Raw genomic sequence first — 25,457 nt, 5'->3', positions numbered from 1 at the left:
GCCCTGACCGCTACCATACATGGCCAGTCCCTCTCGACCATTTAAAAAAGATGCTTTTCTTCTTTTTTTCATAAAGTAACTGGGCCGTTACAAAAAAGTTATATACTCAAATAAAAAATCCTAGATGGAATTAGTATGTCCATCTAGGATTCGTTCTTACTTCTCTTCTTTTACTTTTAATTGTAAGTAAAGCTCTTCAAGCTGCGCGTCTGCAACTAGGCTTGGTGCTTCTGTTAATAAGCAACTTGCGCTTGCTGTTTTCGGGAAGGCAATTGTATCACGAAGGTTCGTACGACCTGCAAGCAACATTACAAGGCGGTCTAAACCTAATGCAATTCCTCCGTGCGGCGGTGTACCGTATTCGAATGCTTCTAATAAGAATCCGAACTGCTCTTGTGCTTCTTCTTGTGAGAAACCAAGTGCTTTGAACATTTTTTCTTGTACATCACGCTCATAAATACGAAGTGATCCACCGCCAAGCTCATAACCGTTTAATACAAGGTCATACGCTTGTGCACGCGCTTTTTCTGGTGCTGTTTCTAGTAGCTCAACATCTTCGCGGAATGGCATTGTGAATGGATGATGCGCTGCGAAATAACGATCAGCATCTTCATCATACTCAAGAAGCGGCCAATCTGTTACCCATAGGAAGTTAAACTTGCTTTCATCAATTAACTCAAGTTCTTTACCTAAACGTAAACGAAGTGCTCCTAAGCTATCCGCAACAACGCTCTTCTTATCAGCAACGAATAAGAATAAGTCCCCAGCAGCCCCATCTAACGTGCTCATAAGCGCATTTGCATCTTCTTCGTTAAAGAATTTCGCGATTGGTCCTTTTAAGCCGTCTTCTTCAACTTTTAACCAAGCTAATCCTTTTGCTCCATATACTTTAACGAATTCTGTTAATGCATCGATATCTTTACGAGAATATTTGCTCGCTGCACCTTTTGCATTGATTGCTTTTACTTGTCCGCCGCCCTCTACAGCACTTGTGAACACTTTAAATCCGCAGCCTGCCGCAAATTCTGATAGGTCAATTAGTTCCATCGCAAAGCGTGTATCTGGCTTATCAGAACCGTAGCGAGACATCGCATCGGCATATATCATGCGCGGGAATGGTGCGTTAATCTCTACACCTTTTGCCTCTTTCATTACTTTTGTCATCATGCGTTCCATCATTTCAAGAATTTCTTCTTGCGTTAAGAATGATGTCTCAATGTCGACTTGTGTGAATTCTGGCTGACGGTCTGCACGTAAATCTTCATCACGGAAACAACGTGCTACTTGATAATAGCGCTCAAATCCGCCGACCATAAGAAGCTGCTTAAATAGCTGCGGAGATTGCGGCAGTGCATAAAACTCGCCTTCATGTACCCGGCTTGGTACTAAGTAATCACGAGCCCCTTCTGGTGTGCTTTTCGTTAAAATTGGTGTTTCTACTTCTAAGAAATCTTCGCTATCTAAGAAATTACGAATTGTTTTCGTTACGTCGTGACGCATTTTAAATGTGTTGTACATTACAGGACGACGTAAATCTAAATAACGGTATTTTAGACGTACATCTTCTGATGCATCCGTATCATCTGTAATCATAATTGGTGTTGTTTTCGCTGCATTTAGTACGTTTACTTTCGCCCCGTGTACTTCAATACGGCCTGTTTCCATATTTTCATTAATTGCACCAGCCGCACGATTGGCAACTGTACCTTCTACGTGCAGTACATATTCACCACGAATTGTTTCTGCTACTTCTAACGCTTCTTTTGAAGTTTCTGGACTAAATACGACTTGTACAATACCTGTACGGTCACGTAAGTCAATGAAAATTAATCCGCCTAAATCACGGCGCTTTTGTACCCAACCTTTTAATTGAACTGTTTGCCCCACAGCTTCTACTGTTACTTTTCCGCATGCATGCGTTCTTTCAGCCATTTCCTTTTCCCCCTATAGTGATTTTTCTGCTACGTAAGAAGCAAATACATCTAACGCAACCTCTTCTTGTTCGCCCGTTGCCATATCTTTTAAGTTGATAATGCCTTTTTCTAATTCATCATCACCTAATACAGCTACATATTTTGCACTTAGACGATCCGCTGATTTAAACTGCGCCTTCATTTTACGATCTAAGTAATCTTTTTCAACCGCTAATCCAGCCTTACGAAGGTCAAAGACAATTTTTGCAGCATGATCTTTCGCTTTTTCACCAAGCGCTACAACATAACAATCAATATGATGAGCAATTGGTAATTCAATATTCTCAGCCTTCAGCGCCATAATTAAACGTTCGATACTCATCGCAAAACCAATACCAGGCATTTCCGGTCCACCGATTTCTTGTACAAGTCCGTTGTAACGACCACCGCCACTTAACGTCGTAATCGCACCAAAGCCTTCTGCTTCGCTCATAATTTCAAATACAGTGTGCTGATAATAATCTAAACCGCGCACAAGATTTGGATCTTTCTCAAATGGAATATCCATCATTGTTAATAGTTCTTGTACTTTTTCATAGTACGCGCTTGATTCTTCGTTTAAGTATTCTGTAATCGATGGTGCTGTGCTCATCAATTCATGATTGCGATCTTTTTTACAATCTAAAATACGAAGTGGGTTTTTCTCTAAACGAGATTGGCAATCTGAACAAAACTCACCGATGCGAGGCTCAAAATGTGCAATTAATGCATCACGATGCGCTTTACGGCTCGCTGCATCACCTAAGCTATTTAACACAACTTTAATATTTTTTAAGCCCATGCCGCGGTAAAATTCAACAGCAAGCGCAATCACTTCTGCATCAATTGCTGGGTCATTACTGCCAATCGCTTCAATACCAAACTGAACAAATTGACGATAGCGTCCTGCTTGTGGTCTTTCATAACGGAACATCTGCCCGATATAATATAATTTTGTCGGCTGCGTAGCATCACCGAACATTTTATTTTCTACATAAGAACGTACAACTGGTGCTGTTCCTTCTGGACGAAGTGTTAAGCTACGTTCCCCGCGATCTTCGAATGTGTACATTTCTTTTTGTACGATATCTGTTGTATCCCCAACACCGCGTAAAAATAATTCTGTATGCTCAAAAATTGGTGTGCGAATTTCTTTATAGTTGTAACGACGACAAATTTCACGTGCTTGTCCTTCAATATACTGCCATAGTTCCACAGTACCAGGAAGGATATCTTGCGTTCCGCGTGGGATTTGAATAGACATATTCAGTTCCTCCTCATTTTCTCAATAATAATAAAAATAAAAAAACTCCCGCCTCTACTGATTGTACAGTAGGGACGAGAGTATAATACCCGTGGTGCCACCCTAATTGAAGCACGTATGCTTCCACTTTTTTAATAACGCTTAAATTGCGTTCGACCTCTACTAAGCACTATGCCGTTCAAGACGAAACCTACAGAGTGTCATTCGATCAGTCATCATGCAGAAATGTTTTCAGCCCCAGACATTTCCTCTCTTTTCATGTGTCTCTCATCTACTCTTCTCTATCATCGGTTTATACCATATGTAACTGTAAAAAAATGAATTTGTTTACTACTATACGGTTATTCACAATTGTTGTCAAGATTCTCAAGAACGTCCGAGGTGCTTCTTTAAAGTTTTCACATCTTTTAAAGAAATCCCAAATTCAGAAGCAAGTTCTAGCGATGTATTTTGCTGTTCTTTTGAAATAAACTCATGAAAATTCACATTAAATAATTGATTTGCTCCATTAGTAGCAGCGTTTCCCTTCTCACTCATACGCATACGTATATCCCTCACATTCAATAGTGGAATTCTAATAACTATTGTTCCATATTGATGTGGAGGTTATACACTATTGCAAAAAGGAATCATCGGCTTTCTATGTGTTGAATATGGTCGAGGAATCTTTATTTTATGTCGAAGCGCCGATATATTGTAAAAGTCGCCGATAAATGATGCATTTGCGCCGATATATCGAAAAAAGCGCCGATATAGTTGTTTCTAAAGTTCGCGTTTTATTTCAAATCAAAAAAGAGAGGAGAACCCCCCCCTCTCTTCCACCATCATTATTTACTCTCTACAATCAACGTCACCGGACCATCATTAATAAGCTGAACGTCCATCATCGCTCCGAATTGCCCTGTTTCTACGTGCAGTCCTTGTTTGCGAAGTTCTTCGTTAAAGAAATCGTATAAGCGTTCTGCGTAGTCAGGTTTTGCTGCATCCATAAAGTTTGGTCTTCTTCCTTTTCGGCAATCTCCGTATAACGTGAACTGTGAAATGGAAAGAACTTGTCCACCAACGTCTAACACAGAATGGTTCATTTTTTCGTTTTCGTCTTCAAAAATGCGTAAGTTAGCAATTTTTTCAGCGATATACGTTGCATCTTTTTCTGTATCTTCATGGGTGATTCCAACTAATAGTGTTAAGCCGAAAGGAATTTGTCCTACAACTTCACCTTTTACTGTTACAGATGCTTCTTTTGATCGTTGTAAGACAACTCTCATTTCTCTTCACTCCTTATTAATGCATCATGCGGCGCACCGCATAAATTTCTGGAACTCGTTTAATACGCTCGACAACCTTTTTCAAATGATGTAAGTTACGAATCGAAATAGACATATGAATCGTCGCCATTTTGTTGCGGTCGCTTCTTCCTGAAACAGCGGAAATGTATGTTTTCGTCTCTGTTACAGCTTGCAGTACTTCATTTAGTAAACCACGGCGGTCATATCCTGAAATTTCAATGTCAACATTGTATTCAATTTCTTTTTCTGGGCTGCCTTCCCACTCTACTTCTAACAACCTAACTTGTGCTTCTTCTGTATGAACATTTACACAGTCAGTACGATGAATGGATACACCGCGGCCCTTCGTAATATAGCCAATAATATCGTCGCCTGGAACTGGATTACAGCACTTCGATAAACGGATAAGTAAATTATCTGCACCGCTTACTTTTACACCAGAATCCCACTTACGAATTTTCATTGGTTTTCGAACTTCTTTTACTTCTGTTAAATCTTCTTCACGTTGCTTACGGAATTTATCTGTTAGACGTGTGACAATTTGCGATGCAGTAATGCCGTTATACCCAACAGCTGCAAACATATCTTCTTCGTTTGCAAAATTAAACTTCTCAGCAACGCGCTTTAAATTATCAGGTGCTAACACTTCTTTCATTTCATACTCAAGGCCTCGCACCTCTTTTTCAACAAGCTCGCGGCCTTTTTCAATATTCTCATCACGGCGCTGCTTTTTGAAAAATTGACGAATTTTATTTTTCGCATGCGATGTTTGCGCTAATTTCACCCAGTCCTGACTCGGACCATATGAATGTTTAGATGTTAAAATTTCAATGATGTCACCTGTTTTTAACTTATAATCTAGAGTGACCATTTTACCGTTTACTTTTGCGCCAATCGTTTTATTCCCGATTTCAGAGTGAACGCGGTAAGCAAAGTCAATCGGTACAGAGCCAAGCGGCAATTCCATGACATCTCCTTTTGGTGTAAAGACAAACACCATATCAGAGAATAAATCAATTTTTAATGATTCCATAAATTCTTCTGCATTCGAGGCTTCATTTTGCCATTCTAAAATCTGACGGAACCATGTTAGTTTTTTCTCAAGCGTACCTGTTGTTTCAGCCGTTTTTCCTTCTTTATATGCCCAGTGGGCCGCAATTCCGAATTCAGCAATTTCATGCATTTCTTTCGTCCGAATTTGCACTTCAAGCGGATCGCCTTTCGGTCCAATTACTGTCGTATGCAGCGACTGATATAAGTTCGCTTTTGGCATTGCGATATAATCTTTAAAACGGCCCGGCATTGGCTTCCAGCACGTATGAATAATACCTAGAACGGCATAGCAATCTTTAATACTATTTACGACAACACGAACAGCTAACAAATCGTAAATTTCATTGAATTGTTTATTTTGCATCGCCATTTTTCGGTAAATGCTATAAATATGCTTTGGACGACCTGAAATCTCTGGTTGAATCGCGACTTCTCTTAATTTTTCACGAATCTCTGTCATAACTTCATCTAAATATTCTTCACGTTCTGCACGCTTACGTTTCATTAAGTTGACAATACGATAATATTGCTGCGGATTTAAATAACGAAGCGCTGTATCTTCTAATTCCCACTTAATTGTATTAATTCCGAGCCTGTGTGCTAATGGTGCAAAAATTTCTAATGTTTCATTTGCAATGCGGCGTTGTTTTTCTTGTGGTAAATGTTTCAATGTTCGCATATTGTGAAGGCGGTCTGCAAGCTTAATTAAAATAACACGAATATCTTGCGCCATTGCGATAAACATTTTTCGATGATTTTCTGCCTGCTGCTGTTCATGAGATTTGTATTTAATTTTCCCGAGCTTCGTTACACCATCTACAAGCATCGCAATCTCTTTTGTAAATTCACGTTCAATATCTTCTAATGTTACATCTGTATCTTCTACTACATCATGTAAAAAACCCGCAGATACAGTAGATGGATCCATGTGTAAGTCCACTAAAATTCCTGCTACTTGAATAGGATGGATAATATATGGTTCGCCTGATTTTCGGTATTGCTCGCTATGCGCTGCACGTGCAAATTCATAAGCGCGCGCAACAAGATCGAGATCATCATCGTGTAAATATTGCCCTGCTTTCTCCAGTACCTGCTCAGCTGTTAGTACTTGTTCATTCGCCATCTAATCACCTTTTATTGAAGATTCATAATCTTTTTCCTTGCCAATTAGAATAATTTTTATCTTACCATTATAACGTAATGATTGTGAATTGTGAAAAGGAAAAGATTTTATAGACATTTCACTTTACTTTTTTCGATACATATATAAAAATACCCGATCCTCTCAAAGAGATTCACGGGTACTCCACATGTCGCCCTGTTTACAATTAATATTGTTCTAATACTAATACGTCATAGCCATCTAGCACTTTACGGCCATCTAAGTAAGTAAGCTCTACTAAAAACGCGATACCTGCCACAACACCGCCAAGTTCTTCTACTAGCTTAATTGTCGCTTCAATTGTTCCGCCTGTAGCTAATAAGTCATCTGTAATTAATACGCGTTGACCTGGTTTGATTGCATCTTTATGAATTGTTAACACATCTTTACCATACTCTTTACCGTAATCTACTTTGATTACTTCGCGCGGTAATTTACCTAATTTACGAACTGGTGCAAAGCCTACTTCTAATGCGTAAGAAACTGGACATCCGATAATAAAACCACGTGCTTCTGGTCCTACTACAAGGTCGATATTTCTTTCTTTTGCATACGCAACGATTTCATCTGTTGCTGCTTTATACGCTTTTCCATCGTTCATTAAAGGTGTGATGTCTTTAAAGACAATACCTTCTTTCGGATAATCTGGTACGATTGCAATATGTTGCTTGAAATCCATATTTATGAATCCTCCTCGAATATAAAAGAGTTGTAAATACAAGCCCTTTATCCTAACTGTTCTACTTCTTTATGATTACGAATCGTTTCAAACCATGCATATAACTGCTGATATGTGCTATAAACCAGTTCCTTTTCTAATTGTAATTGGTTTATTTTCTCACGATACGTGTTTGATTCCGTTAAATCGCGCTTTTTCTTTTCTTCTGCCATCAAAATGACACCGTCTTTTATTGTAACAAATTCTAACTCAAAAAACACCTGTGTCATGAAATTTACTGTATCTTTTGACCATCCTTTATGACGGCAAAGCTGCTCACCGTATTGACGAAGTGAAAATGGTGCTTTTTGGTGCAGGAATGAATAGTACCATTTAAAGTGTTCTCTCGTTGGAACCGTACTAAATAAATGATTGTTTTCTTGATAAAAAACAGTATAAATGCGGGCCGGGAATCCTTTTTCACATATGTGTTTTAAATCCTCTGTCGCATCTGGTAAATCAAGAACAACAACGTAACGATCTTCTAATGTTGTTACATCTTTAGCGTGTACAACATAATCTTTATATGCTTCTAACGAAAACTTTTGCAGTGCTTCTTCCTTAAAATACACGATTGTCAGTTTATCACTTGAAAGATCAGCTAAATTCGTTTCTACATTACGCATACTGCGCCAATCAAATAATTGCCAAGCTTCTACAGCAATGTCTTGAACCATAATTTGCGGTTTACGAAAATTATTCCATTCATTAATAGAAGCTTCCCCGACAATCGATACGTGCGCAACAGGAGAAATTTCTTTTGCAAATGCCCCAAAGCCAAAGCCAATGCTATCTAATGTTGCTTGTCCATCACGAAGTGTCATTTTCAAATGTGAGCCATCGGCACCAATGGCGCGAATACTTTCAAGACTTGCATCTTTTACAGCGATGCGCGGTTTTGGATTCCCAACACCGAACGGCGCAAGCTTTTGCATTTCTTCTATTGCAGCCAGCGTGACATCTTCCACTTTACACACTACATCTACCGAAGTGACCGGGATAAAATCCTCATCTGATAGCAATGCAGCAGCTTGCTCATGTAAACGGCGGCGCAGTTCATCGACATCCTCCATACTAAGAGTCATACCAGCAGCCATTGGATGCCCGCCAAAATGCGGTAAAATATCACGGCAATCTGATAAATTTGCGTACAAATCAAACCCTTCAATACTACGAGCTGATCCTTTTGCCGTTCCTTTTTCAGGATCAATACTTAGCACAATTGTCGGACGGTAAAAGCGATCTACGAGCTTCGAAGCAACAATCCCAATTACGCCAGGATTCCACCCTTCTTTTGCCAAAACTAATACTGTATTCTCTTCTGGTGGATAATGCGCTTCTACTTCTGCAATCGCTTCTTCTGTAATTTGCTTTACAATATCTTTTCGCAACTTGTTTAGTTCATCAATTTCTTGTGCGAGTTCTTTTGCTTCTTCTACGTCTTCTGATAATAATAAATGAACAGCCGGCGCTGCATCTTCTAATCGCCCAACCGCGTTAATGCGTGGTCCAATTGCAAATCCAACACTTTCTTCTGTAATTTCACCTTGCGAAATATTAGCAACTTTAAACAGCGCCTGTAATCCCACTCGCTGCGTTGTTCGCATTTTTTTCAATCCACGCTGCACAAGCAGACGGTTTTCACCATTAAGAGGCACTAAATCGGCTACTGTCCCAATAACAGCAATTTCCAATAAATGCTCCGGTACACTCCCAAGCAATGCATGAGCAACTTTAAACGCAACACCAACACCTGCTAAATAGTGAAATGGATATACGCCATCCTCTAACTTCGGATGAATGATAGCCAAAGCTTCCGGCAATTCTGGCGGCGGCTCATGATGGTCGGTAATAATTAAATCAATGCCGAGCTCCTTCGCAACCTGTGCCTCATGAACAGCTGCAATCCCTGTATCAACCGTAATAATAAGCGAGAAACCAGCGCGGTGCGCCCAACGAAACGCTTCTTCATTCGGTCCATAACCTTCTGTAAATCGGTTCGGAATATAAAACTCTACATCCGCTCCGAGTTCTTGCAATGCTAGAAATAAAACGGTTGTACTACTAACACCGTCCGCATCATAGTCACCGAAAATTAAAATTTGTTCACCGTTTTGAATCGCTTGCTGAATGCGCAGTGCAGTACGATCCATACCTTCAAGTAAAAAAGGATCGTGAAATTCTTGCTGCTCTGTACTTAAAAAATCCACAATCTTTTCTTCTGTATTTAAACCTCTATTTAGTAATAACGAAGTAACAAGAGATGACAATTGAAGTTTATTTGCCAATTGTTCTACAAGCTCCACATTATTATCCGTTTCTTTCCAACGCGTCTTCGGTTGTAACATGAAATCACCCCTTAACCTGTCTATTATACTAGACAGACTAAGGGGTGACAATGAGGTTTGATTAACCAATTAGACTCTTTTAAGTAACCCTCTCCTATATTAATCAGGAGAATATGGATTAATGTGGACAAAGACATTTTGCACATGATCTTGCTGCATGAGCACCTCTTTCACACGTTTGCCAATGCGATGTCCTTCTTCTACCGTAATGTACGGATCAACAGACACTTTAATATCAACGATGACATAATGTCCATGCTCTCTTGCATATAGCGAGCCTATTTTCTTGATTCCTTCCACTTGCATAACCGCTTCTCGCATCGGAATAATATCTTCCTCATGAAGCACATGATCCAGCGTTGTATGAATTGCTTCTTTTCCGATATCCCAAGCCATTTTTATAACGAGTAAAGATACAAATAAACCAGCAACTGGATCGGCATATACAAGCCACTCCATCCCCAATTTATTCCCTATAATTGCTGCCCCAATACCAATTAAAGCGGCAATTGATGAAAACACATCCGAACGATGCTCATACGCGTTTGCAATAATCGCATCACTATTTATCCTTTTTCCTAACTGATATTTATAACGAAACATCCCTTCTTTCACAACAATCGAAAGAAGTACAGCAATCACAGTAATCCAGCGCGGAGGCTCGAGAACTTGTGTAAAGGCTTTAACAGAAGAAATAATAATTTCAATGCCGACAATAAACAGAAGAACGGCTACAATAATTGCAGAAATAGATTCTGCTTTTCCGTGTCCATACGGATGATCCTCATCAGGCGGTTGCTTTGCTGCACGCAGTCCAAAGAAGACTGCTAATGAACCGATAACATCCGAACCAGAATGAACTGCATCCGCCATAAGCGCCTTACTATTTCCAATATATCCAATGACTGCTTTAACAATCGCAAGCACAATATTGCCGATAATTCCAATAATCGCTCCAAATTCCGCTTCTTTAAAACGTTCATCTTTTTCCATAATCGAAACCCTTTCTTTCATCAACGTACACTTTATCCCGCTATTTGTGGACAGTAAGACCCCCACCTCAAAATTCCGCAAAAAAACGAAGAAGATAGGTGGGGGATAACTGTCCGTAAAAGCCCGATTGGTTCAACTAACCATCAGTGGGGGGATGAAGCCCCCCACTGACGGAAGTTTCACTTTATCCCGCACTAACCTTCACTTTATTCTATCCCAGAACAAAAAAAGAAATGCCTACAAAGAGGCATCTCTTTTCGTTCAAATGCAAGTAATTTTTTCTTATACTTGCGGTTCAGATGTATTTACTTCTACTTTCTTCTGACCCTTCCCTTTTTTCAAACGGCGGTTTTCAAGCATCAGCCAAATTTGGGATGCAACGAAAACAGAAGAGTAAGTACCAACAATTAAACCGACAAATAATGCAATTGAGAAGTTACGCAATGACTCACTACCCAAAATTAATAATGTAATAACAGGCAGTAATACTGTCATAACTGTATTAATAGAACGACCGATTGTTTGGCGAATACTCGCATTCACAATCTCTTCTAAATCGCTTAACGTGCGAATTTTTTGTTTCTGTTTGTACAACTCACGATTTCGGTCAAACGTAACAATCGAATCGTTAATAGAATAACCAATAATTGTTAACACCGCTGCGATAAACGTTAGATCGACTTCTAAGTGAAGTAAGCTGAACACAACGATAATGAAGAATGCATCGTGCAGAAGTGCTAATACTGCTGATATTGCATATGTGAAGCGGAAACGAATGCTCACATATAAAACGATAACAGCTGATGCAATCAGTACAGCAATAAACGCATTTCGTGCAATTTCTTTCCCGATTGTCGGGGAAACTGTACTTACATTTGGCTCTGTACCATATTTATCGTGGAAGACTGTTTTTACTTTCGAAATATCATCCTTTGATAGCACACCAATTGTACGAACGGCAAATCCTTTATTATCATTACCTGTTGGTACGATATCTTCTGGCTTCACATCTACTTTCAAATCATGCAATTCTTTTTGTACTTGTGATACTGTTACCGCTTGATTTGTTTTAATATCCATGCGCGTACCACTTGCAAAATCAATACCTAGATTCAATTTGAAAATCGGTAAAATGATTGCCCCTGCAATCATCACAACAACAGAAAACCAGAAAAATTTATGTCCGATACTAACAAAGTTAATACGGTCAAATTTCGTCGGTGCATGTTCTACACCTTTTGTTAATGGAATAACTTCCTTCGGTTTTACACCAAAGTAAGCATATTTTTTATCAAAGTAACGGCTCTTCACAAGTAAACTCAGTAAGAAACGTGTACCATATACATTGGTAATGAAGCCGACTAAAATACTTACAATTAAACTTGTCGCAAATCCTTTAACAGAGCTATTACCATATGCAAATAAGACAGCCGCTGCCGCAAGTGTTGTAACATTCGCATCTAAAATGGTTGATAACGAACGCTGATTCCCTGCACGATATGCTGATAACATCGATTTTCCGATGCGCAATTCTTCTTTCAGCCTTTCATACGTAATAACGTTGGCATCAACCGCAATTCCGACTCCGAGCACGAGCGCTGCTATACCCGGCAATGTAAGAACTGCATGCATCCAGTTAAATACAAGTAACGTTATGTAAATATATAAACCAAGCATAATTACCGCTACAAGACCAGGTAGACGATAGAACGCAAGCATAAATAAGAAAATAAGAGCTATACCGATTGCACTAGCAAAAATTGTTTTTTGCAGCGCTTGCTCACCAAATTTCGCTCCAACAGAAGTAGAGTATATTTCTTTTAAATCAACAGGAAGAGCTCCGGCATTTAACAACTCTGAAAGTTGTTTTGCGCTCTCTACTGTAAAGTTCCCACCAACAATAGATACTTCCGCTTGATTAAATACTTGATTCACAGTAGCTGCTGATAAATATTTCGGTTTTGGCTTTGCTGCTTCTGCCTTATAAGAATCTTTTCCTTCTTCAAAATCAAGCCAAATTACCATTAAATTGTTCGGCTTCATGCTTAATATTTTCTCAGTCACTTGACGGAATTTATCAGCACTCTTTAATTTTAAGCTAACACTTGGTCGGCCTTGCTCATCAAATGTTTGCTTTGCACCATCCGTTGCTAAATCCGCACCGTCCATTAGAATGTTATCATTCACATCACGGAACGTTAATTTCGCTTGAGTTGATAATACATCTCGCGCTTGCTGTTGATCTTTGATGCCAGCAAGCTGCACACGAATGCGATCATTTCCTTCAATTTGGATGTTCGGTTCGCTTACTCCAAGAACGTTTACACGTTTTTCAAGTGCACCAACCGTACTCAAAAGTGTATCCCTGGTAACTTTATCCCCTTTTTTCGCTGGCTTTACTTCATATAAAATTTCAAAGCCACCTCGAAGATCAAGCCCGAGGTTAATTCCTTTTGTAATGTTTTTTGTCGTTGCTCCAATGATTCCTCCAATTAATAACACAACGAGGAAAAAGGCAACGATTCTACTGCTTCGCTTTGCCATATGTTTCTTGTTCCTCCTTTGAACAAACACGCTTGTTCCAAAATTACCTCTTTATCAATACTCATTATTATACTGCAAGAGGAAGAACAAACCAATTACAACCTTATTATTTATTTTCATACTCTTCAAACGACCAAAGCGGTGCTTGATACGCCTTCATCGTTAAATATGTCATGTAATCGTTAGCTGTTAATGTTAACACATCATTTACAAGCTCATGCAATCTGACATTGGCTCCTACTCTTTTCCACTTTCTATCCTTTAAACATTTCCATACATCTTCTAGTGTAACACGATCATAGCCGAGCATTTGAAACTCTTCCACTTTACTGTCCAAAACGATTTGTAATTGTTCACGGTACACTTCTATTAATCCCTCTTTCTCAGCCACTTCTATCTCATCTCCTTCTGATTATACATTCCTCATTTCAAAAGCTTGTCATGCTTATCTTATTCATGCATATAAATTATTGTAAATCATTCCACTGATTTTGAGAAGGTAGGAGAAAACGATGACGAAACAAACCTTTTTACGAGGTGCTTTTATTTTAATGTTTGCTGGCTTTATTACAAAAATATTAGGCTTTATTAACCGCATTGTGATGGCGCGTATTTTAGGCGAAGAAGGTGTTGGGCTATATATGATGGCTGTTCCAACATTTATATTAGCTATTACCATTACACAAATCGGCCTTCCCGTTGCCATTGCAAAACTAATCGCTGAAGCAGAGGCGACACATGATAAACAACAAGTGAAAAAAATATTAACCGTTTCATTGGCCATTACCTCAGTCATTAGTATTCTATTAACAATTGGAATTATGCTTCTTGCTCCTTTATTAGCAGAAACATTACTAACTGATAAACGAACCTACTATCCATTAATCGCTATTTTACCGGTTGTGCCTGTTATTGCCGTTTCCTCTGTGCTGCGCGGTTATTTCCAAGGGAGACAAAACATGAAGCCGAGTGCCTATGCACAAGTGCTAGAACAAGTCGTTCGCATTACGATTATTGCTGTATGCATTCGCTTTTTCTTACCATATGGAGTGGAATACGCAGCAGCAGGTGCCATGCTCTCAGCTGTGCTTGGAGAAATCGCTTCTCTGTTATTTCTATTAACATTGTTTCAAAAAGAAAAACATCTTTCCATTCATTCTCATTTTATAAGTACTGTAAAAGAAAGTAAAAGTACCTTTTATTCTTTAATGGATATTGCGCTTCCTACAACAGGAAGCCGCTTAATCGGATCTATTTCTTACTTTTTCGAACCAATTGTTGTTATGCAAAGTTTAGCAATTGCCGGAGTTGCAGCCTCTATCGCAACGCAGCAATACGGTATTTTAAATGGATATGCCTTTCCGCTTTTGTCTCTGCCAGCCTTTATTACATATGCTCTTTCTACAGCACTTGTTCCTTCTATTAGCGAAGCAAACGCAAAAAAACAGCGTCGTTTAGTAGAGCATAGATTACAGCAAGCGCTGCGCATCTCGCTTATCACAGGCGGTTGGTCTGTCATTATTTTATATGTATTCGCTTCGCCTATTTTAACGCTTATGTACGGTTCCAATAGCGCTACTCTTTTCATTCAAGTGCTCGCACCTTGCTTTTTATTTCATTATTTTCAAGGACCACTCACGTCTGTATTACAAGCTCTAAATTTAGCACGAGCTGCTATGGTGAATACATTTATGGGAGCAATTGTGAAGTTACTTGTTATTTTCGTCCTGGCCTCACAACCACAGTTTCAAATGATGGGCGTCGCTCTTGCAATTGCAGCCAATATCGTTACAGTTACTTTACTTCACTATGCAACTGTCTTAAAAAAAATTACATTTACTATTTATATAAAAGATTATGCGTACGGTTTACTTACTATTATCATCGCTGGGGGAGTAGGTTATTACATACATAAACACATTATCTTCTCTCCTTCACTTGGCATGCAAACATTATGGGAAGTACTATCTACTTCGATACTATATGTATTCTTGTTAATCCTTTTTGGCATTATTCGAAAAGAAGAATTACTAAGGCTCCCTATTCTTCGTAAATTTTCTTTTTTAAAATAAAAACAGCTATCGAATTTATTTCGATGGCTGTTTTTATTTATTACAGTCTCTCATAATAAACAAGCGTTGTATGTTCGTTCAACCTTTTTCTTACCCCCGTCTGTACAAAACCCATTTTTTCATACAGGTAACAGTTCCGTTTTTCCTCTAAAATTGTGGCTAATTCCCAACTCGTTGCTTGTGGGAACATCTCTTCTACTAACAATATTACTTTCTGCGCAATTCCTTTTCCTTGATACTCCGGAAGAATAAACATAGGACTGATCCAAAACTTAGTTGTCCCTTCTTTCCACACTACACATATAGCACCAACAACGCTCTTATTGTACATGATTTTATAAAATCCACCATGCGGATTATTAATTCTTGTAATGATTCTATCAAGCTTCTCATTTGCAGGATTCGTATTATAATCTTGGTACTTTTCCAATAATGGCAGAAAAGCCTCTACTTGCATAACATAAATCAATTCTGCGTCAGAAACTGTTGCTTTTTCTAGTGTGACTCCCATATCCTTCACCCCAAATTGGACTTCTTTGCACTTTTATATTCGCCATAGTTCCATGAAGTCCTGTTTGGAGCTTATCTTTCCTCATCTTTTAAATCAACAAAAAATTGGCCATTTTGAAAGCTACAGTATGAAATGTTTTCAATATCCTTATGCCCTAATTTCTTCAACTTATCCTCCAGCCATATGTCGGTATGTTCCATCATGTATAAATGTTTTTTCTGAATTTCTCCATCAATAATAAGCGGAACTGAAAATAATGGTGTGTCATTTTTACTTTTTTTCTTTTCAAATACTGATAATCTTCCCGATGGCTCTAAAATCGCATACTCTACATCGCGTATATCACCAATACTTTGCTCACGTAATTGCATAAGTAAATCATCCATGTTGTAACGCTGTTTACGCATTTGCTTCTCATCAATCTTTCCCTCACGTATGATAATAGCCGGCTCTCCTTCTAATATATGACGAATGCGCTGGCTTTTTAACGATACAAGGGATAACACAATTTGAATGGCCATAATAAGCACCATCGGAACGAGTTGATGCCAAATTGCTTTATCCATATTTTCAATTGCAATAACCGCCATTTCGCCAAGCATAATGAATACAACTAAGTCTAAAACACTTAATTCACCAATTTCACGTTTTCCCATCAGCCGAAAAATAATTAACATCACACAATATAAAAGAATTGTTCGAAAGACAATTTGAAGTAGTTCCATCTTTCATTTCCTTTCTCATTGCAATTTCTATATATTAGTTTCCCCGTCCAAAAAGAAACTAGTCTAACTTAGCAAAAGAGGAAATATGCTTGTATTAGAAAGGAGAGATGCTCTATGGATGGAACAAAAAAATTATCAATTGCAGTTGGATTCGGCATCGTTACCTTGCTTATCTTTGCTTGCCTAGCAAGTATCATTATTGCTTTATTATTGAAATTTACAAACATAAATGAAGGAACTTTATCCGTCGCACTTCTTGTCCTCGCAATTGTATCGACAGTAATCGCTGGATTTGTTGCTGGAGTAAAAGCACAAGGAAAAGGATGGTTTGTCGGTGGGTCCACTGGAGTCATATTTGCTATTCTCGTATTTCTTGTAAATTATTTAGGCTTTTCATCGGCGTTATCGAATACACAGCTTCTATATCAACTTGTCATTATTGCGGCAAGTACAATTGGGGGCATACTTGGAGTCAATATCGGTAAGCGTACAACATATTAAAAAAAAGCCCTGTATTTTCAGGGCTTTTTCATTAGCTTTTCACAACGTCGCGAATTGCGCTTCGATCAAATGTAAGGTGTGAACCACCAGATTTAATCACAATTGTTGTATCGTTTATAGATTCAATTGTACCGTGCAAGCCGCCAATTGTTACGATTGCATCGCCTTTTGTCAGTTCGTTTTGCATTTGCGCTACAGCCTTTTGACGTTTTTGTTGCGGACGAATTAGTAAGAAGTAGAAAATCGCAAACATCACAACGATCATGATAATATTCATCATACCTGGATTCATCTTTTATTCCTCCTTAATTATTATGTATTAGAAGTTTTTAGCATTCGGTTTATTGAAGCCATATTGTTCAAAGAACTCGTCACGGAAATCTCCAAGACGGTCTTCACGAATGGCTTGTCTCACCTGCTCCATTAAGTTTAACAGAAAATGCAGGTTGTGGTAAGACGTTAAACGAATTCCGAATGTCTCATCGCATTTCATTAAGTGACGAATGTATGCACGTGAATAGTTTTTACATGTATAACAATCACAATTTGGATCAAGCGGACCAAAATCTTTCGCAAATTTTGCATTTTTTACAACTAAACGACCTTCACTTGTCATACACGTACCGTTTCGCGCAATACGAGTTGGAAGTACACAGTCGAACATATCAATACCGCGGATTGCCCCATCAATTAAAGAGTCTGGTGATCCAACACCCATTAAATAACGCGGCTTGTTATCAGGAAGAAGCGGTGTTGTAAATTCAAGCACACGGTTCATAATATCTTTCGGTTCCCCAACGGATAAACCACCAACGGCATAACCCGGGAAATCCATTGAAACAAGGTCGCGTGCACTTTGACGGCGAAGCTCTTCAAACTCTCCACCCTGTACAATACCAAATAAACCTTGATCCTCTGTGCGCTGATGTGCTTTTAAGCAACGTTCTGCCCAACGGCTCGTACGCTCTACTGATTTTTTCATATACTCAAATGTTGCCGGAAACGGCGGACACTCATCAAATGCCATCATAATATCAGAACCAAGTGCATTTTGAATTTCCATTGCCTTTTCTGGTGATAGGAATAGTTTATCCCCATTTAAGTGGTTACGGAAATGAACACCTTCCTCTTCAATACGGCGGAAATCACTTAAACTAAATACTTGGAAGCCACCAGAATCTGTTAAAATTGAACGATCCCAGTTCATAAATTTATGCAAGCCGCCTGCCTCACGTACAATTTCATGACCAGGACGAAGCCATAAATGATACGTATTACTTAAAATAATACCCGCATCCATCGCTTTTAACTCTTCTGGTGACATTGTTTTTACAGTCGCAAGTGTTCCAACTGGCATAAAAATTGGCGTTTCAAATGAACCATGCGGTGTATGAACGCGTCCTAGACGTGCGCCCGTTTGTTTACATGTTTTAATTAATTCATAACGTATTGCTGTCATATCTTTACTCCTTTTTATTTCTTCTCTACTTGAGAGTGAGATGCAACAAACATCGCATCACCGAAGCTAAAGAAACGATACTTTTCGCTTACCGCTTCATTGTAGGCATGAAGAACATTTTCTCTTCCTGCAAATGCACTCACAAGCATAATTAATGTTGACTTTGGCAAATGGAAGTTTGTAATTAAACCATCAATCGCTTTAAATTCGTATCCTGGATACATAAAAATATCAGTCCAGCCAGAAGCTGCGCAAATCTTGCCATTATTATCTGTTGCAATTGTTTCAAGCGTACGCGTTGATGTTGTTCCAACAGTAATAATACGACCACCTTCTTGCTTCACACGATTTAGAAGGTCTGCTGTTTCCGCTGACATATGATAATATTCCGCATGCATATGATGTTCTTCAATTGTATCTGCAGAAACTGGTCTAAATGTACCAAGACCAACATGAAGCGTAATAAATGCTAAATGAACGCCTTTTTTCTTCAGTTCTTCTAACAACTCTTCTGTAAAATGAAGTCCTGCTGTTGGCGCTGCTGCTGAACCAACTTCACGAGCAAATACTGTCTGATAACGGTCACGGTCTTCAAGCGTTTCTTTAATATACGGAGGAAGCGGCATTTCACCAAGCTCATCTAAAATTTCATAGAAAATACCGTCATATGAAAATTCTAAATGACGCCCACCTTGATCGCCAGTTCCGACACATGTTGCTTTTAGTTTTCCCTCACCAAAAGAAATTACCGTTCCTTCTTTCACACGTTTCGCCGGTTTAACAAGTGTCTCCCAAGTATCTCCATCTTCTTGCTTTAATAAAAGCACTTCAATATGTGCACCTGTATCTTCTTTTACACCGTGCAAACGAGCAGGCATTACTTTCGTTTCATTTAAAACTAAGCAATCACCTTCATGTAAATAAGAAAGAATGTCAGTAAAATGCTTATGCTGAATCTCACCAGTTTCACGATCTAGCACCATTAACCTTGATGTTTCACGCTCTTCAAGCGGTATTTGTGCAATGAGTTCTTCTGGTAAATGAAAATCAAACAGATTAATATCCATAACTTATGTTCACCTATTTCTATCTAAATCGATTTATTACGTACATAATAAAAGATAATACAATACTTATCACAATACACGTAATGACGGGAAAATAAAAGGTAACATTCCCCTTTTTCACAAAAATATCGCCTGGAAGCCTACCTATGAACTTCCAAGCTAATCCAACAACAATAAAAAGAATACCTACTGTAATGAACAGCTTTGGCATATCCGTCATGCTTGTGGCATCTCCATTCCGAAATGTTCATATACAAGCGGTGTAACAATACGGCCCCGTGGTGTTCTTTGTAGGAAACCAATTTGTAGTAAATACGGCTCATACACATCTTCAATTGTATGTGATTCTTCTCCAATTGTTGCGGAAACTGTTTCTAATCCAACTGGACCACCGCGGAATTTTTCAATAATACCAAGCAATAATTTATGGTCAATATGATCGAGTCCAAGCTTATCTACTTGTAGTAGTTCAAGTGCCATTTGCGTAATTTCTATCATAATCGTTCCATCGCCTCGAACTTGCGCAAAATCACGTACACGGCGCAATAAACGGTTCGCAATACGAGGCGTACCTCGTGCTCGCCTTGCAATCTCTAATGCTGCTAATGATTCAATTTCTACCTCAAACACTTCCGCAGTACGTTCTACAATGGCTGATAACTGATCAACTGTGTAATATTCTAAACGAGACAATACACCGAAGCGATCTCGAAGCGGTGCAGATAACGCCCCTGCACGCGTTGTTGCTCCAATTAACGTAAATGGAGGTAAATCGAGCCGAACTGAGCGTGCACTTGGGCCTTTTCCAATGACAATATCAAGACAAAAATCTTCCATCGCTGGATACAACACCTCTTCAATTGAACGATGTAAACGGTGAATTTCATCAATGAATAAAACATCACCTGGTTGAAGTGCTGTTAATACTGCTGCTAAATCACCTGGTCGTTCAATTGCTGGTCCTGACGTTGTACGAATATTCACGCCCATTTCATTCGCAATAATGTTTGCTAATGTCGTTTTCCCAAGTCCTGGCGGTCCATATAATAATACATGATCTAATGTTTCCTCACGCATTTTCGCCGCCTCGATAAATACTTCTAAATTATGTTTCGCTTTATCTTGGCCAATATATTGACGGAGCGTTTGTGGTCTTAACGAATATTCTAAGTCCGCATCTTCATATACGGATTCTCCTGAAACGAGACGTTCGTCCATTTTACTCACCTCTTACCATTTAGTAAAAGACTAAGTGCCTTTTTAATATATTGATCCGTCGTAAGTGATTCTTTTAATAATTCTGGCACGACGCGAGACACTTCTCGCTCTGCATATCCAAGAGCTCTAAGTGCTTCCAGCGCTTCATCAAGCTCCGCAGATGTTCCTTTCTTCTCATCGAAACGTCCTGCATCTGAGAATAAGTCGACAAAAGCATCAGGCACAACATCTGCCAATTTCCCTTTTAAATCTAAAATCATTTGACGCGCTGTTTTCTTTCCGACGCCAGGGAACTTCACTAAGAATTTTTCATCCTCATGTTCAATCGCTTGTACAACCTGCCCCGTTTGACCCGAAGCTAAAATCGCAAGCGCTCCCTTCGGCCCAATCCCCGATACACCTAAAAGCTTTGTAAATAATAAGCGCTCTTCACGTGTTTTAAATCCGTAAAGGGCCATTATATCTTCTCTCACATAATGATATGTATATACACGAAGTTCTTGTTTACTTCTTTGGAATACATACGGATTTGGCGTAAAAATTTGATAACCCATTCCGTTATGATCAAGAACAATATATTCCGGTCCTACATATTCCACATAACCTGTAATATATTCAAACAAAACTATATCTCTCCCTCTCAAATCATGTATTCCATTTTAACATAAATAACGATAGAAATGCGAGATTCCCCCAACAAATGTTCTCCATCCCGTTTTTCATTTTCATATTGACAGGATGCTCTCGAAAAATGATTTTAGTAAAACAAAAATAAGAAACAAGCCGCAGCTATCTTACGCTACGGCTGTTTCCATTTATCATAGAATATTGTTCCATATCTTTCATAACTTCCACAAACCGCTCTTTTGACTTCACTCGAATTCCTCGCTTCAGCTGTTCACGCTGATAACTCTTCATCTTCTTCATATCAATTTGAAAGAAGGAATGAATGGCATTGTCATCTTTCGGTACACCGTTAAAAATTTGGAGAATCCCCTCTTTCGAAACACCAAAATACCCACTCGTTTTTAATAACGGCGAAATATCATCAACGCGCTGTTGCAATACAATTTGTACATCATCTCGATCAACAAGTTGCCAATCTTTATATTGCTCTAAAAGCTTTTCTAAATTCACAACTTCTTCTCGAAAAATCTCCTGACTCACTTCCCCGTCTAAATATATACGCTGCAACATGACTGTAATTTGAGGTTCCTGCTGGGCTGCATTACCCGAACTCTCTGCCAATGCTACACTCGATTCATGATACAAACAAAATGCAGCTAATACGATTTGCATGGCAACGATCATGAACTTCATATGCTGTCACCTCTTTTAGGGAAAATAAAAAACTTCTATTTACAGTTTGACCGAAAATAGAAGTTTTATGCCCCTTAGAAGATTCGAAGTTAGGTATCTCGAAAAGCAACATCAACGGACTAAATGAAAACACCCCTGCTTTTTAGGTGGACGAGAGCATCTGACCATGCATAGAAGCGGTCAGGGCCTGTTCCTGAAACAAAGTAAGAAAACGAGTGCAATGTTTTATTCTGCATAGCAGCAATTGGTATGGAGAAACATTAAAATGAATTTGTACAGAATCATTTTTTATCAATAAAGAATTAGGTGCACCAGATTAAGAATACAAAAAAGCGGAATGGGCTCTTCAGCCTACTCCGCTACAATTTTCTATATAAATAAGAAAGACGCCTGTCATGCAGGCGTCTTGATGCGTTTACGGCGAGAGACCAGGCGGCCACATCCGCGTGTTTAGCACTTAAGCATATCTCTCGTCTTACGTAAATTAGCTCATCGCTTTGTTAATATAACATTAATGGTAAGAGAAAGCAAGAAGAAAATAATAATCAAAAACGCTGTCTCTAAAAAGAAGGATCATTTCACAAAATGTCGAATATGGAGAACACTTATAAAGAAAGGATATAGAATGATGACACAAGTGATCTTATTTAGGGGAAAAGCAAGTACCGGTAAAACAACAATATCAAATGCTGTAGGCGCACAACTACATATACCGGTCATTCATAAAGACGATCTATATGACTCTATCGCTGAACACATAACAGATCATTTCATTCGAAACAAAATTTGCTTTGATATTCTATTCCGATTGTTAGAATCCACTCTTACTTGCAATGCAACCGTTATTATCGATTTCGGTTATAACCACTTAGATGATGTACTAAAGTTAAAATCTTGGGTCGAACAACGAAAAGGGATTTTAACGTCTATTTCATGTACTTGCAGTGATGAATCTGTCTGGGCGCATCGACTAAATGAACGAAAAACAAACCCTCAGCCGAATCAACTCATCACGGATTTATATGAATTAAAAAAACATTATAGTACAATTAATGCAGAATTATTAGAAGATGAACTTCAATTAGACTGCATAGAAGATATACATTTACTAACAAAAAAAGCGATACATTATATACATAAAAAGAAGGGGAAATAACTTCTCCCCTTCTTTCCATTATCGCACCACGTTAGTTACATTCGTACGAAGGTCTCGGAACATATTTGTTACATCACGATTTAAATCGTTTGTAACTGTTCCATTTCGTAGCTGTGTACTCATTGTATCAACGCGAGTAAACATATCTGCTTTCGCTGTTACATAGACATTACGATTGTTCACAAGAGGTGCAACAGCTTTGCGAATATCATTTTCTAGCGCTTTTTCGTCTGGATTGTTGCGAGTTTTTACCGCAATGACAACATCGTTGCCACGTACAACAGTAGAAACACGGTCTACATTATCCATACCTTTTACTTTGTTGGTAACTGCTTCAGCTACTTTACCATCATTGTTCATATAGGTGTTATTCATCGTAACATTGCGAGTTGGATATGGATTCGTCATTTGCCCGTGATAATTTACATCGCGGTAATAATTGTATCCAACGTTATCACGACGATTGTGAATGTCTTGATTAATTTTTGTATACTTTACATTCCCATAATCGTCAGTTCTTACATTGTTACGGTATGTGACATAATCTGTGTAACGATCTGTACGTGCTACATTATCTCTATGCGGATAAGCATTCTCATATGATGTGCGCTCATAATTATAAGTAGCATTACGATCCATTGCACTTTTATTTTTAGGCGTACCACATGCAGCTAATGCACTGGTAACTAACAAAGAAGCAGCAATAATTTTAATTTTTTTGTTCAATGCAAAAACCCCCTCTGTTAGAATGAACTTTTCATTCGAAAAGCTCCCTCTTATCATGAGTCACAAAGGAGTTTTTTACACTGTCAGTATTTTACTTAAAATTCCGGAGTTTCTGCTGCTAAATGACGCTCAATAATAAAGTGAAACTTTAATCAGTGGGGGGTTTCTTCATCCCCCACTGATTATCAGCCCTCACCAATCGGGCTTTTACGGGCAGTTTATCTCCCACCTAACTTCTTCAGAAAAGCGGAAGCGGCTCGCTCAGAATCGCAGGACGCCCACGCACAGGGCGGAGAGGCGCTTTTTGCCTCGTCCGAGGGGGCGAAACGACCGGAGATTCTAGCCGCTAGAGCTGGACAACAAAGAAATGTGGAAGTGGCTCGTCCAGAATGTGAGGGGGATGGAGCTTCTGACGTAGAGGTGTTTTTTACCTCGCAGGAAGAAGCGAAGCCACCGAACATTCTAGCCACTGGAACTGGACAATGCTTTCGCTGAATTTTGAGGTGGGAGTATTACTGCCCACGAATAGCGGGATAAAGCCTTTTACATTTGCTCCTTTCACCTTCGTTTGTAGCCGCTCAACAAGTTCTTCAATTTTTTGTTCCATTTCTGCTATTTCCTTTCTTAGCAGGATTCATTTGCACTTATGATACTCTATAATATAATCTTTGCTGGATTTCCAAACAAATTCTCATAAAAAAACCGTTCTTTATGAAAGAACGGCTTCCTGACACTCTTTTTAAACTTCCTCTTCTTCTGGATAAGGTGTTCCAAATACAAAAGGAGAATTTTGTTGATAATACATTGTACCCGGCTGCAGCGCATGCGGAATATATGGATTTTGCTGATGAAATTCACGTGAAAAATAGGGCATACCTGGCTGCGGACTATACAATTGCGGTTCGTCATCACAACCACAATCCTCTTCTACCGGCGCAATTGGCGATGCATTATTATCCATTGTTACAGGTGCGACATCCGGATTTGGCATAGCATTATATTGCATATCATATTGTGGCATTCTTTGTATTGGCGGCATCCCCTGCATTGGCGGCATTCCTTGCATTGATGGCATTCCTTGCATCGGCGGCATTCCTTGCATCGGCGGCATCCCTTGCATCGGCGGCATTCCTTGCATTGGCGGCATTCCTTGCATCGGCGGCATTCCTTGCATCGGCGGCATGCCGTAGTATGGATTTTGTTGATATGGCATCGGTTGCGGATACGGGCTTGGTGCAAAAGGTGGCATTTGATTGTTCTCCATCATCGGCATTATGTTTGGCATTTGGTTGCTTTCCATCATTGGCATTATGTTTGGCATTTGGTTGCTTTCCATCATTGGCATTATGTTTGGCATTTGGTTGCTTTCCATCATTGGC

The 25,457-nt window shown here is 39.0% G+C and carries 24 protein-coding genes, 1 pseudogene and 1 other annotated feature; of the genes and pseudogenes, 3 read left to right on the top strand and 22 right to left on the bottom strand.

The window, feature by feature from the left end:
- Positions 1-156: 156 nt before the first annotated feature.
- The 10 genes from aspS to MR076_RS22625 all read right to left on the bottom strand — a co-directional run bounded on the left by aspS (position 157) and on the right by MR076_RS22625 (position 13,714).
- Positions 157-1,932 carry an aspartate--tRNA ligase gene (gene aspS / locus MR076_RS22670; protein WP_242224397.1) on the bottom strand — a complete coding sequence of 592 codons (1,776 nt, stop codon included), beginning with the start codon at positions 1,930-1,932 and terminating at the stop codon, positions 157-159.
- Between the two features lie 12 nt (positions 1,933-1,944).
- Positions 1,945-3,216, bottom strand: coding sequence for a histidine--tRNA ligase (gene hisS / locus MR076_RS22665; RefSeq protein ID WP_242224394.1), 1,272 nt, complete (start codon positions 3,214-3,216; stop codon positions 1,945-1,947).
- Between the two features lie 67 nt (positions 3,217-3,283).
- Positions 3,284-3,513 (bottom strand) — a binding site (T-box leader).
- A 69-nt stretch (positions 3,514-3,582) separates the two neighbouring features.
- A complete protein-coding gene (locus MR076_RS22660; protein ID WP_242224393.1) occupies positions 3,583-3,759 on the bottom strand; it encodes a hypothetical protein in 177 nt (58 codons plus the stop codon).
- A 284-nt stretch (positions 3,760-4,043) separates the two neighbouring features.
- A complete protein-coding gene (gene dtd, locus MR076_RS22655; protein ID WP_242224391.1) occupies positions 4,044-4,484 on the bottom strand; it encodes a D-aminoacyl-tRNA deacylase in 441 nt (146 codons plus the stop codon).
- A gap of 16 nt (positions 4,485-4,500) precedes the next feature.
- Positions 4,501-6,681: a GTP diphosphokinase gene (gene relA / locus MR076_RS22650; RefSeq protein ID WP_242224383.1), complete on the bottom strand. Its 2,181-nt coding sequence runs from the start codon at positions 6,679-6,681 to the stop codon at positions 4,501-4,503.
- Positions 6,682-6,886: 205 nt separating this feature from the next.
- The gene (locus tag MR076_RS22645; protein ID WP_097897034.1) at positions 6,887-7,399 is read right to left on the bottom strand and encodes an adenine phosphoribosyltransferase; all 513 of its coding nucleotides are present in this window, start codon (positions 7,397-7,399) and stop codon (positions 6,887-6,889) included.
- 47 nt (positions 7,400-7,446) lie between these two features.
- The gene (gene recJ, locus MR076_RS22640) at positions 7,447-9,786 is read right to left on the bottom strand and encodes a single-stranded-DNA-specific exonuclease RecJ (RefSeq protein WP_242224373.1); all 2,340 of its coding nucleotides are present in this window, start codon (positions 9,784-9,786) and stop codon (positions 7,447-7,449) included.
- A gap of 99 nt (positions 9,787-9,885) precedes the next feature.
- Complete coding sequence (locus MR076_RS22635; protein ID WP_242224371.1) at positions 9,886-10,779, bottom strand: cation diffusion facilitator family transporter; 894 nt, start codon at positions 10,777-10,779, stop codon at positions 9,886-9,888.
- A gap of 282 nt (positions 10,780-11,061) precedes the next feature.
- The gene (gene secDF, locus MR076_RS22630; protein WP_242224370.1) at positions 11,062-13,323 is read right to left on the bottom strand and encodes a protein translocase subunit SecDF; all 2,262 of its coding nucleotides are present in this window, start codon (positions 13,321-13,323) and stop codon (positions 11,062-11,064) included.
- A 106-nt stretch (positions 13,324-13,429) separates the two neighbouring features.
- A complete protein-coding gene (locus MR076_RS22625) occupies positions 13,430-13,714 on the bottom strand; it encodes a post-transcriptional regulator (protein WP_242224368.1) in 285 nt (94 codons plus the stop codon).
- 121 nt (positions 13,715-13,835) lie between these two features.
- Here MR076_RS22625 and spoVB point away from each other — a divergent pair, with 121 nt between their 5' ends.
- Positions 13,836-15,395, top strand: a complete 1,560-nt coding sequence (gene spoVB / locus MR076_RS22620) for a stage V sporulation protein B (RefSeq protein ID WP_242224359.1) — start codon at positions 13,836-13,838, stop codon at positions 15,393-15,395.
- Between the two features lie 40 nt (positions 15,396-15,435).
- On the opposite strand, the gene MR076_RS22615 is transcribed toward spoVB, so the two are convergent.
- Entirely contained in the window at positions 15,436-15,906 is a 471-nt protein-coding gene (locus MR076_RS22615) for a GNAT family N-acetyltransferase (RefSeq protein ID WP_242224357.1), read from the bottom strand.
- A gap of 71 nt (positions 15,907-15,977) precedes the next feature.
- Positions 15,978-16,631: a DUF421 domain-containing protein gene (locus MR076_RS22610; RefSeq protein WP_242224354.1), complete on the bottom strand. Its 654-nt coding sequence runs from the start codon at positions 16,629-16,631 to the stop codon at positions 15,978-15,980.
- 114 nt (positions 16,632-16,745) lie between these two features.
- On the opposite strand from MR076_RS22610, the gene MR076_RS22605 reads away from it, so the two are divergent.
- Positions 16,746-17,132, top strand: coding sequence for a TIGR04086 family membrane protein (locus MR076_RS22605; RefSeq protein ID WP_242224352.1), 387 nt, complete (start codon positions 16,746-16,748; stop codon positions 17,130-17,132).
- Positions 17,133-17,163: 31 nt separating this feature from the next.
- On the opposite strand, the gene yajC is transcribed toward MR076_RS22605, so the two are convergent.
- The 7 genes from yajC to MR076_RS22570 form a co-directional block, all read right to left on the bottom strand.
- Complete coding sequence (gene yajC, locus MR076_RS22600) at positions 17,164-17,424, bottom strand: preprotein translocase subunit YajC (RefSeq protein WP_242224350.1); 261 nt, start codon at positions 17,422-17,424, stop codon at positions 17,164-17,166.
- Positions 17,425-17,451: 27 nt separating this feature from the next.
- Positions 17,452-18,591, bottom strand: a complete 1,140-nt coding sequence (tgt, locus tag MR076_RS22595; RefSeq protein WP_242224348.1) for a tRNA guanosine(34) transglycosylase Tgt — start codon at positions 18,589-18,591, stop codon at positions 17,452-17,454.
- 14 nt (positions 18,592-18,605) lie between these two features.
- The gene (gene queA, locus MR076_RS22590) at positions 18,606-19,658 is read right to left on the bottom strand and encodes a tRNA preQ1(34) S-adenosylmethionine ribosyltransferase-isomerase QueA (RefSeq protein ID WP_242224346.1); all 1,053 of its coding nucleotides are present in this window, start codon (positions 19,656-19,658) and stop codon (positions 18,606-18,608) included.
- 19 nt (positions 19,659-19,677) lie between these two features.
- Entirely contained in the window at positions 19,678-19,878 is a 201-nt protein-coding gene (locus MR076_RS22585; RefSeq protein ID WP_242224344.1) for a DUF2905 domain-containing protein, read from the bottom strand.
- On the bottom strand, positions 19,875-20,876 hold the full coding sequence (ruvB, locus tag MR076_RS22580; protein ID WP_242224342.1) for a Holliday junction branch migration DNA helicase RuvB: 1,002 nt from the start codon (positions 20,874-20,876) through the stop codon (positions 19,875-19,877). Before ruvB ends, MR076_RS22585 begins: the two co-directional genes overlap by 4 nt.
- Before the next feature lie 5 nt (positions 20,877-20,881).
- On the bottom strand, positions 20,882-21,499 hold the full coding sequence (gene ruvA, locus MR076_RS22575; RefSeq protein WP_242224339.1) for a Holliday junction DNA helicase RuvA: 618 nt from the start codon (positions 21,497-21,499) through the stop codon (positions 20,882-20,884).
- A gap of 166 nt (positions 21,500-21,665) precedes the next feature.
- Entirely contained in the window at positions 21,666-22,196 is a 531-nt protein-coding gene (locus MR076_RS22570) for a BofC C-terminal domain-containing protein (protein ID WP_242224337.1), read from the bottom strand.
- 628 nt (positions 22,197-22,824) lie between these two features.
- On the opposite strand from MR076_RS22570, the gene MR076_RS22565 reads away from it, so the two are divergent.
- Positions 22,825-23,352: a P-loop nucleotide/nucleoside kinase family protein gene (locus MR076_RS22565; RefSeq protein WP_242224336.1), complete on the top strand. Its 528-nt coding sequence runs from the start codon at positions 22,825-22,827 to the stop codon at positions 23,350-23,352.
- Between the two features lie 18 nt (positions 23,353-23,370).
- Here MR076_RS22565 and MR076_RS22560 read toward each other — a convergent pair whose 3' ends face one another.
- The 3 genes and pseudogenes from MR076_RS22560 to MR076_RS22550 form a co-directional block, all read right to left on the bottom strand.
- Positions 23,371-24,078 carry a YhcN/YlaJ family sporulation lipoprotein gene (locus MR076_RS22560; protein WP_242224334.1) on the bottom strand — a complete coding sequence of 236 codons (708 nt, stop codon included), beginning with the start codon at positions 24,076-24,078 and terminating at the stop codon, positions 23,371-23,373.
- Positions 24,079-24,505: 427 nt separating this feature from the next.
- Positions 24,506-24,685, bottom strand: a complete 180-nt coding sequence (locus MR076_RS22555; RefSeq protein WP_242224333.1) for a hypothetical protein — start codon at positions 24,683-24,685, stop codon at positions 24,506-24,508.
- 132 nt (positions 24,686-24,817) lie between these two features.
- Positions 24,818-25,457: pseudogene (locus MR076_RS22550) on the bottom strand (hypothetical protein); the annotation flags it as partial.

This window comes from Bacillus cereus group sp. BfR-BA-01380 (genome assembly GCF_022663535.1).
Classification (GTDB): domain Bacteria; phylum Bacillota; class Bacilli; order Bacillales; family Bacillaceae_G; genus Bacillus_A; species Bacillus_A cereus_BB.
The sequence above is the reverse complement of the archived record's forward strand: the minus strand, read 5'-3'. Positions and strand labels throughout refer to the sequence as shown.

Bases quoted from the DNA above. Each gene is read 5' to 3' on its own strand.
- aspS (WP_242224397.1), bottom strand. From the start codon at position 1,932: ATGGCTGAAAGAACGCATGCATGCGGAAAAGTAACAGTAGAAGCTGTG.
- hisS (WP_242224394.1), bottom strand. From the start codon at position 3,216: ATGTCTATTCAAATCCCACGCGGAACGCAAGATATCCTTCCTGGTACT.
- MR076_RS22660 (WP_242224393.1), bottom strand. From the start codon at position 3,759: ATGCGTATGAGTGAGAAGGGAAACGCTGCTACTAATGGAGCAAATCAA.
- dtd (WP_242224391.1), bottom strand. From the start codon at position 4,484: ATGAGAGTTGTCTTACAACGATCAAAAGAAGCATCTGTAACAGTAAAA.
- relA (WP_242224383.1), bottom strand. From the start codon at position 6,681: ATGGCGAATGAACAAGTACTAACAGCTGAGCAGGTACTGGAGAAAGCA.
- MR076_RS22645 (WP_097897034.1), bottom strand. From the start codon at position 7,399: ATGGATTTCAAGCAACATATTGCAATCGTACCAGATTATCCGAAAGAA.
- recJ (WP_242224373.1), bottom strand. From the start codon at position 9,786: ATGTTACAACCGAAGACGCGTTGGAAAGAAACGGATAATAATGTGGAG.
- MR076_RS22635 (WP_242224371.1), bottom strand. From the start codon at position 10,779: ATGGAAAAAGATGAACGTTTTAAAGAAGCGGAATTTGGAGCGATTATT.
- secDF (WP_242224370.1), bottom strand. From the start codon at position 13,323: ATGGCAAAGCGAAGCAGTAGAATCGTTGCCTTTTTCCTCGTTGTGTTA.
- spoVB (WP_242224359.1), top strand. From the start codon at position 13,836: ATGACGAAACAAACCTTTTTACGAGGTGCTTTTATTTTAATGTTTGCT.
- MR076_RS22615 (WP_242224357.1), bottom strand. From the start codon at position 15,906: ATGGGAGTCACACTAGAAAAAGCAACAGTTTCTGACGCAGAATTGATT.
- MR076_RS22610 (WP_242224354.1), bottom strand. From the start codon at position 16,631: ATGGAACTACTTCAAATTGTCTTTCGAACAATTCTTTTATATTGTGTG.
- MR076_RS22605 (WP_242224352.1), top strand. From the start codon at position 16,746: ATGGATGGAACAAAAAAATTATCAATTGCAGTTGGATTCGGCATCGTT.
- yajC (WP_242224350.1), bottom strand. From the start codon at position 17,424: ATGAATCCAGGTATGATGAATATTATCATGATCGTTGTGATGTTTGCG.
- tgt (WP_242224348.1), bottom strand. From the start codon at position 18,591: ATGACAGCAATACGTTATGAATTAATTAAAACATGTAAACAAACGGGC.
- queA (WP_242224346.1), bottom strand. From the start codon at position 19,658: ATGGATATTAATCTGTTTGATTTTCATTTACCAGAAGAACTCATTGCA.
- MR076_RS22585 (WP_242224344.1), bottom strand. From the start codon at position 19,878: ATGACGGATATGCCAAAGCTGTTCATTACAGTAGGTATTCTTTTTATT.
- ruvB (WP_242224342.1), bottom strand. From the start codon at position 20,876: ATGGACGAACGTCTCGTTTCAGGAGAATCCGTATATGAAGATGCGGAC.
- MR076_RS22570 (WP_242224337.1), bottom strand. From the start codon at position 22,196: ATGAAGTTCATGATCGTTGCCATGCAAATCGTATTAGCTGCATTTTGT.
- MR076_RS22565 (WP_242224336.1), top strand. From the start codon at position 22,825: ATGACACAAGTGATCTTATTTAGGGGAAAAGCAAGTACCGGTAAAACA.
- MR076_RS22555 (WP_242224333.1), bottom strand. From the start codon at position 24,685: ATGGAACAAAAAATTGAAGAACTTGTTGAGCGGCTACAAACGAAGGTG.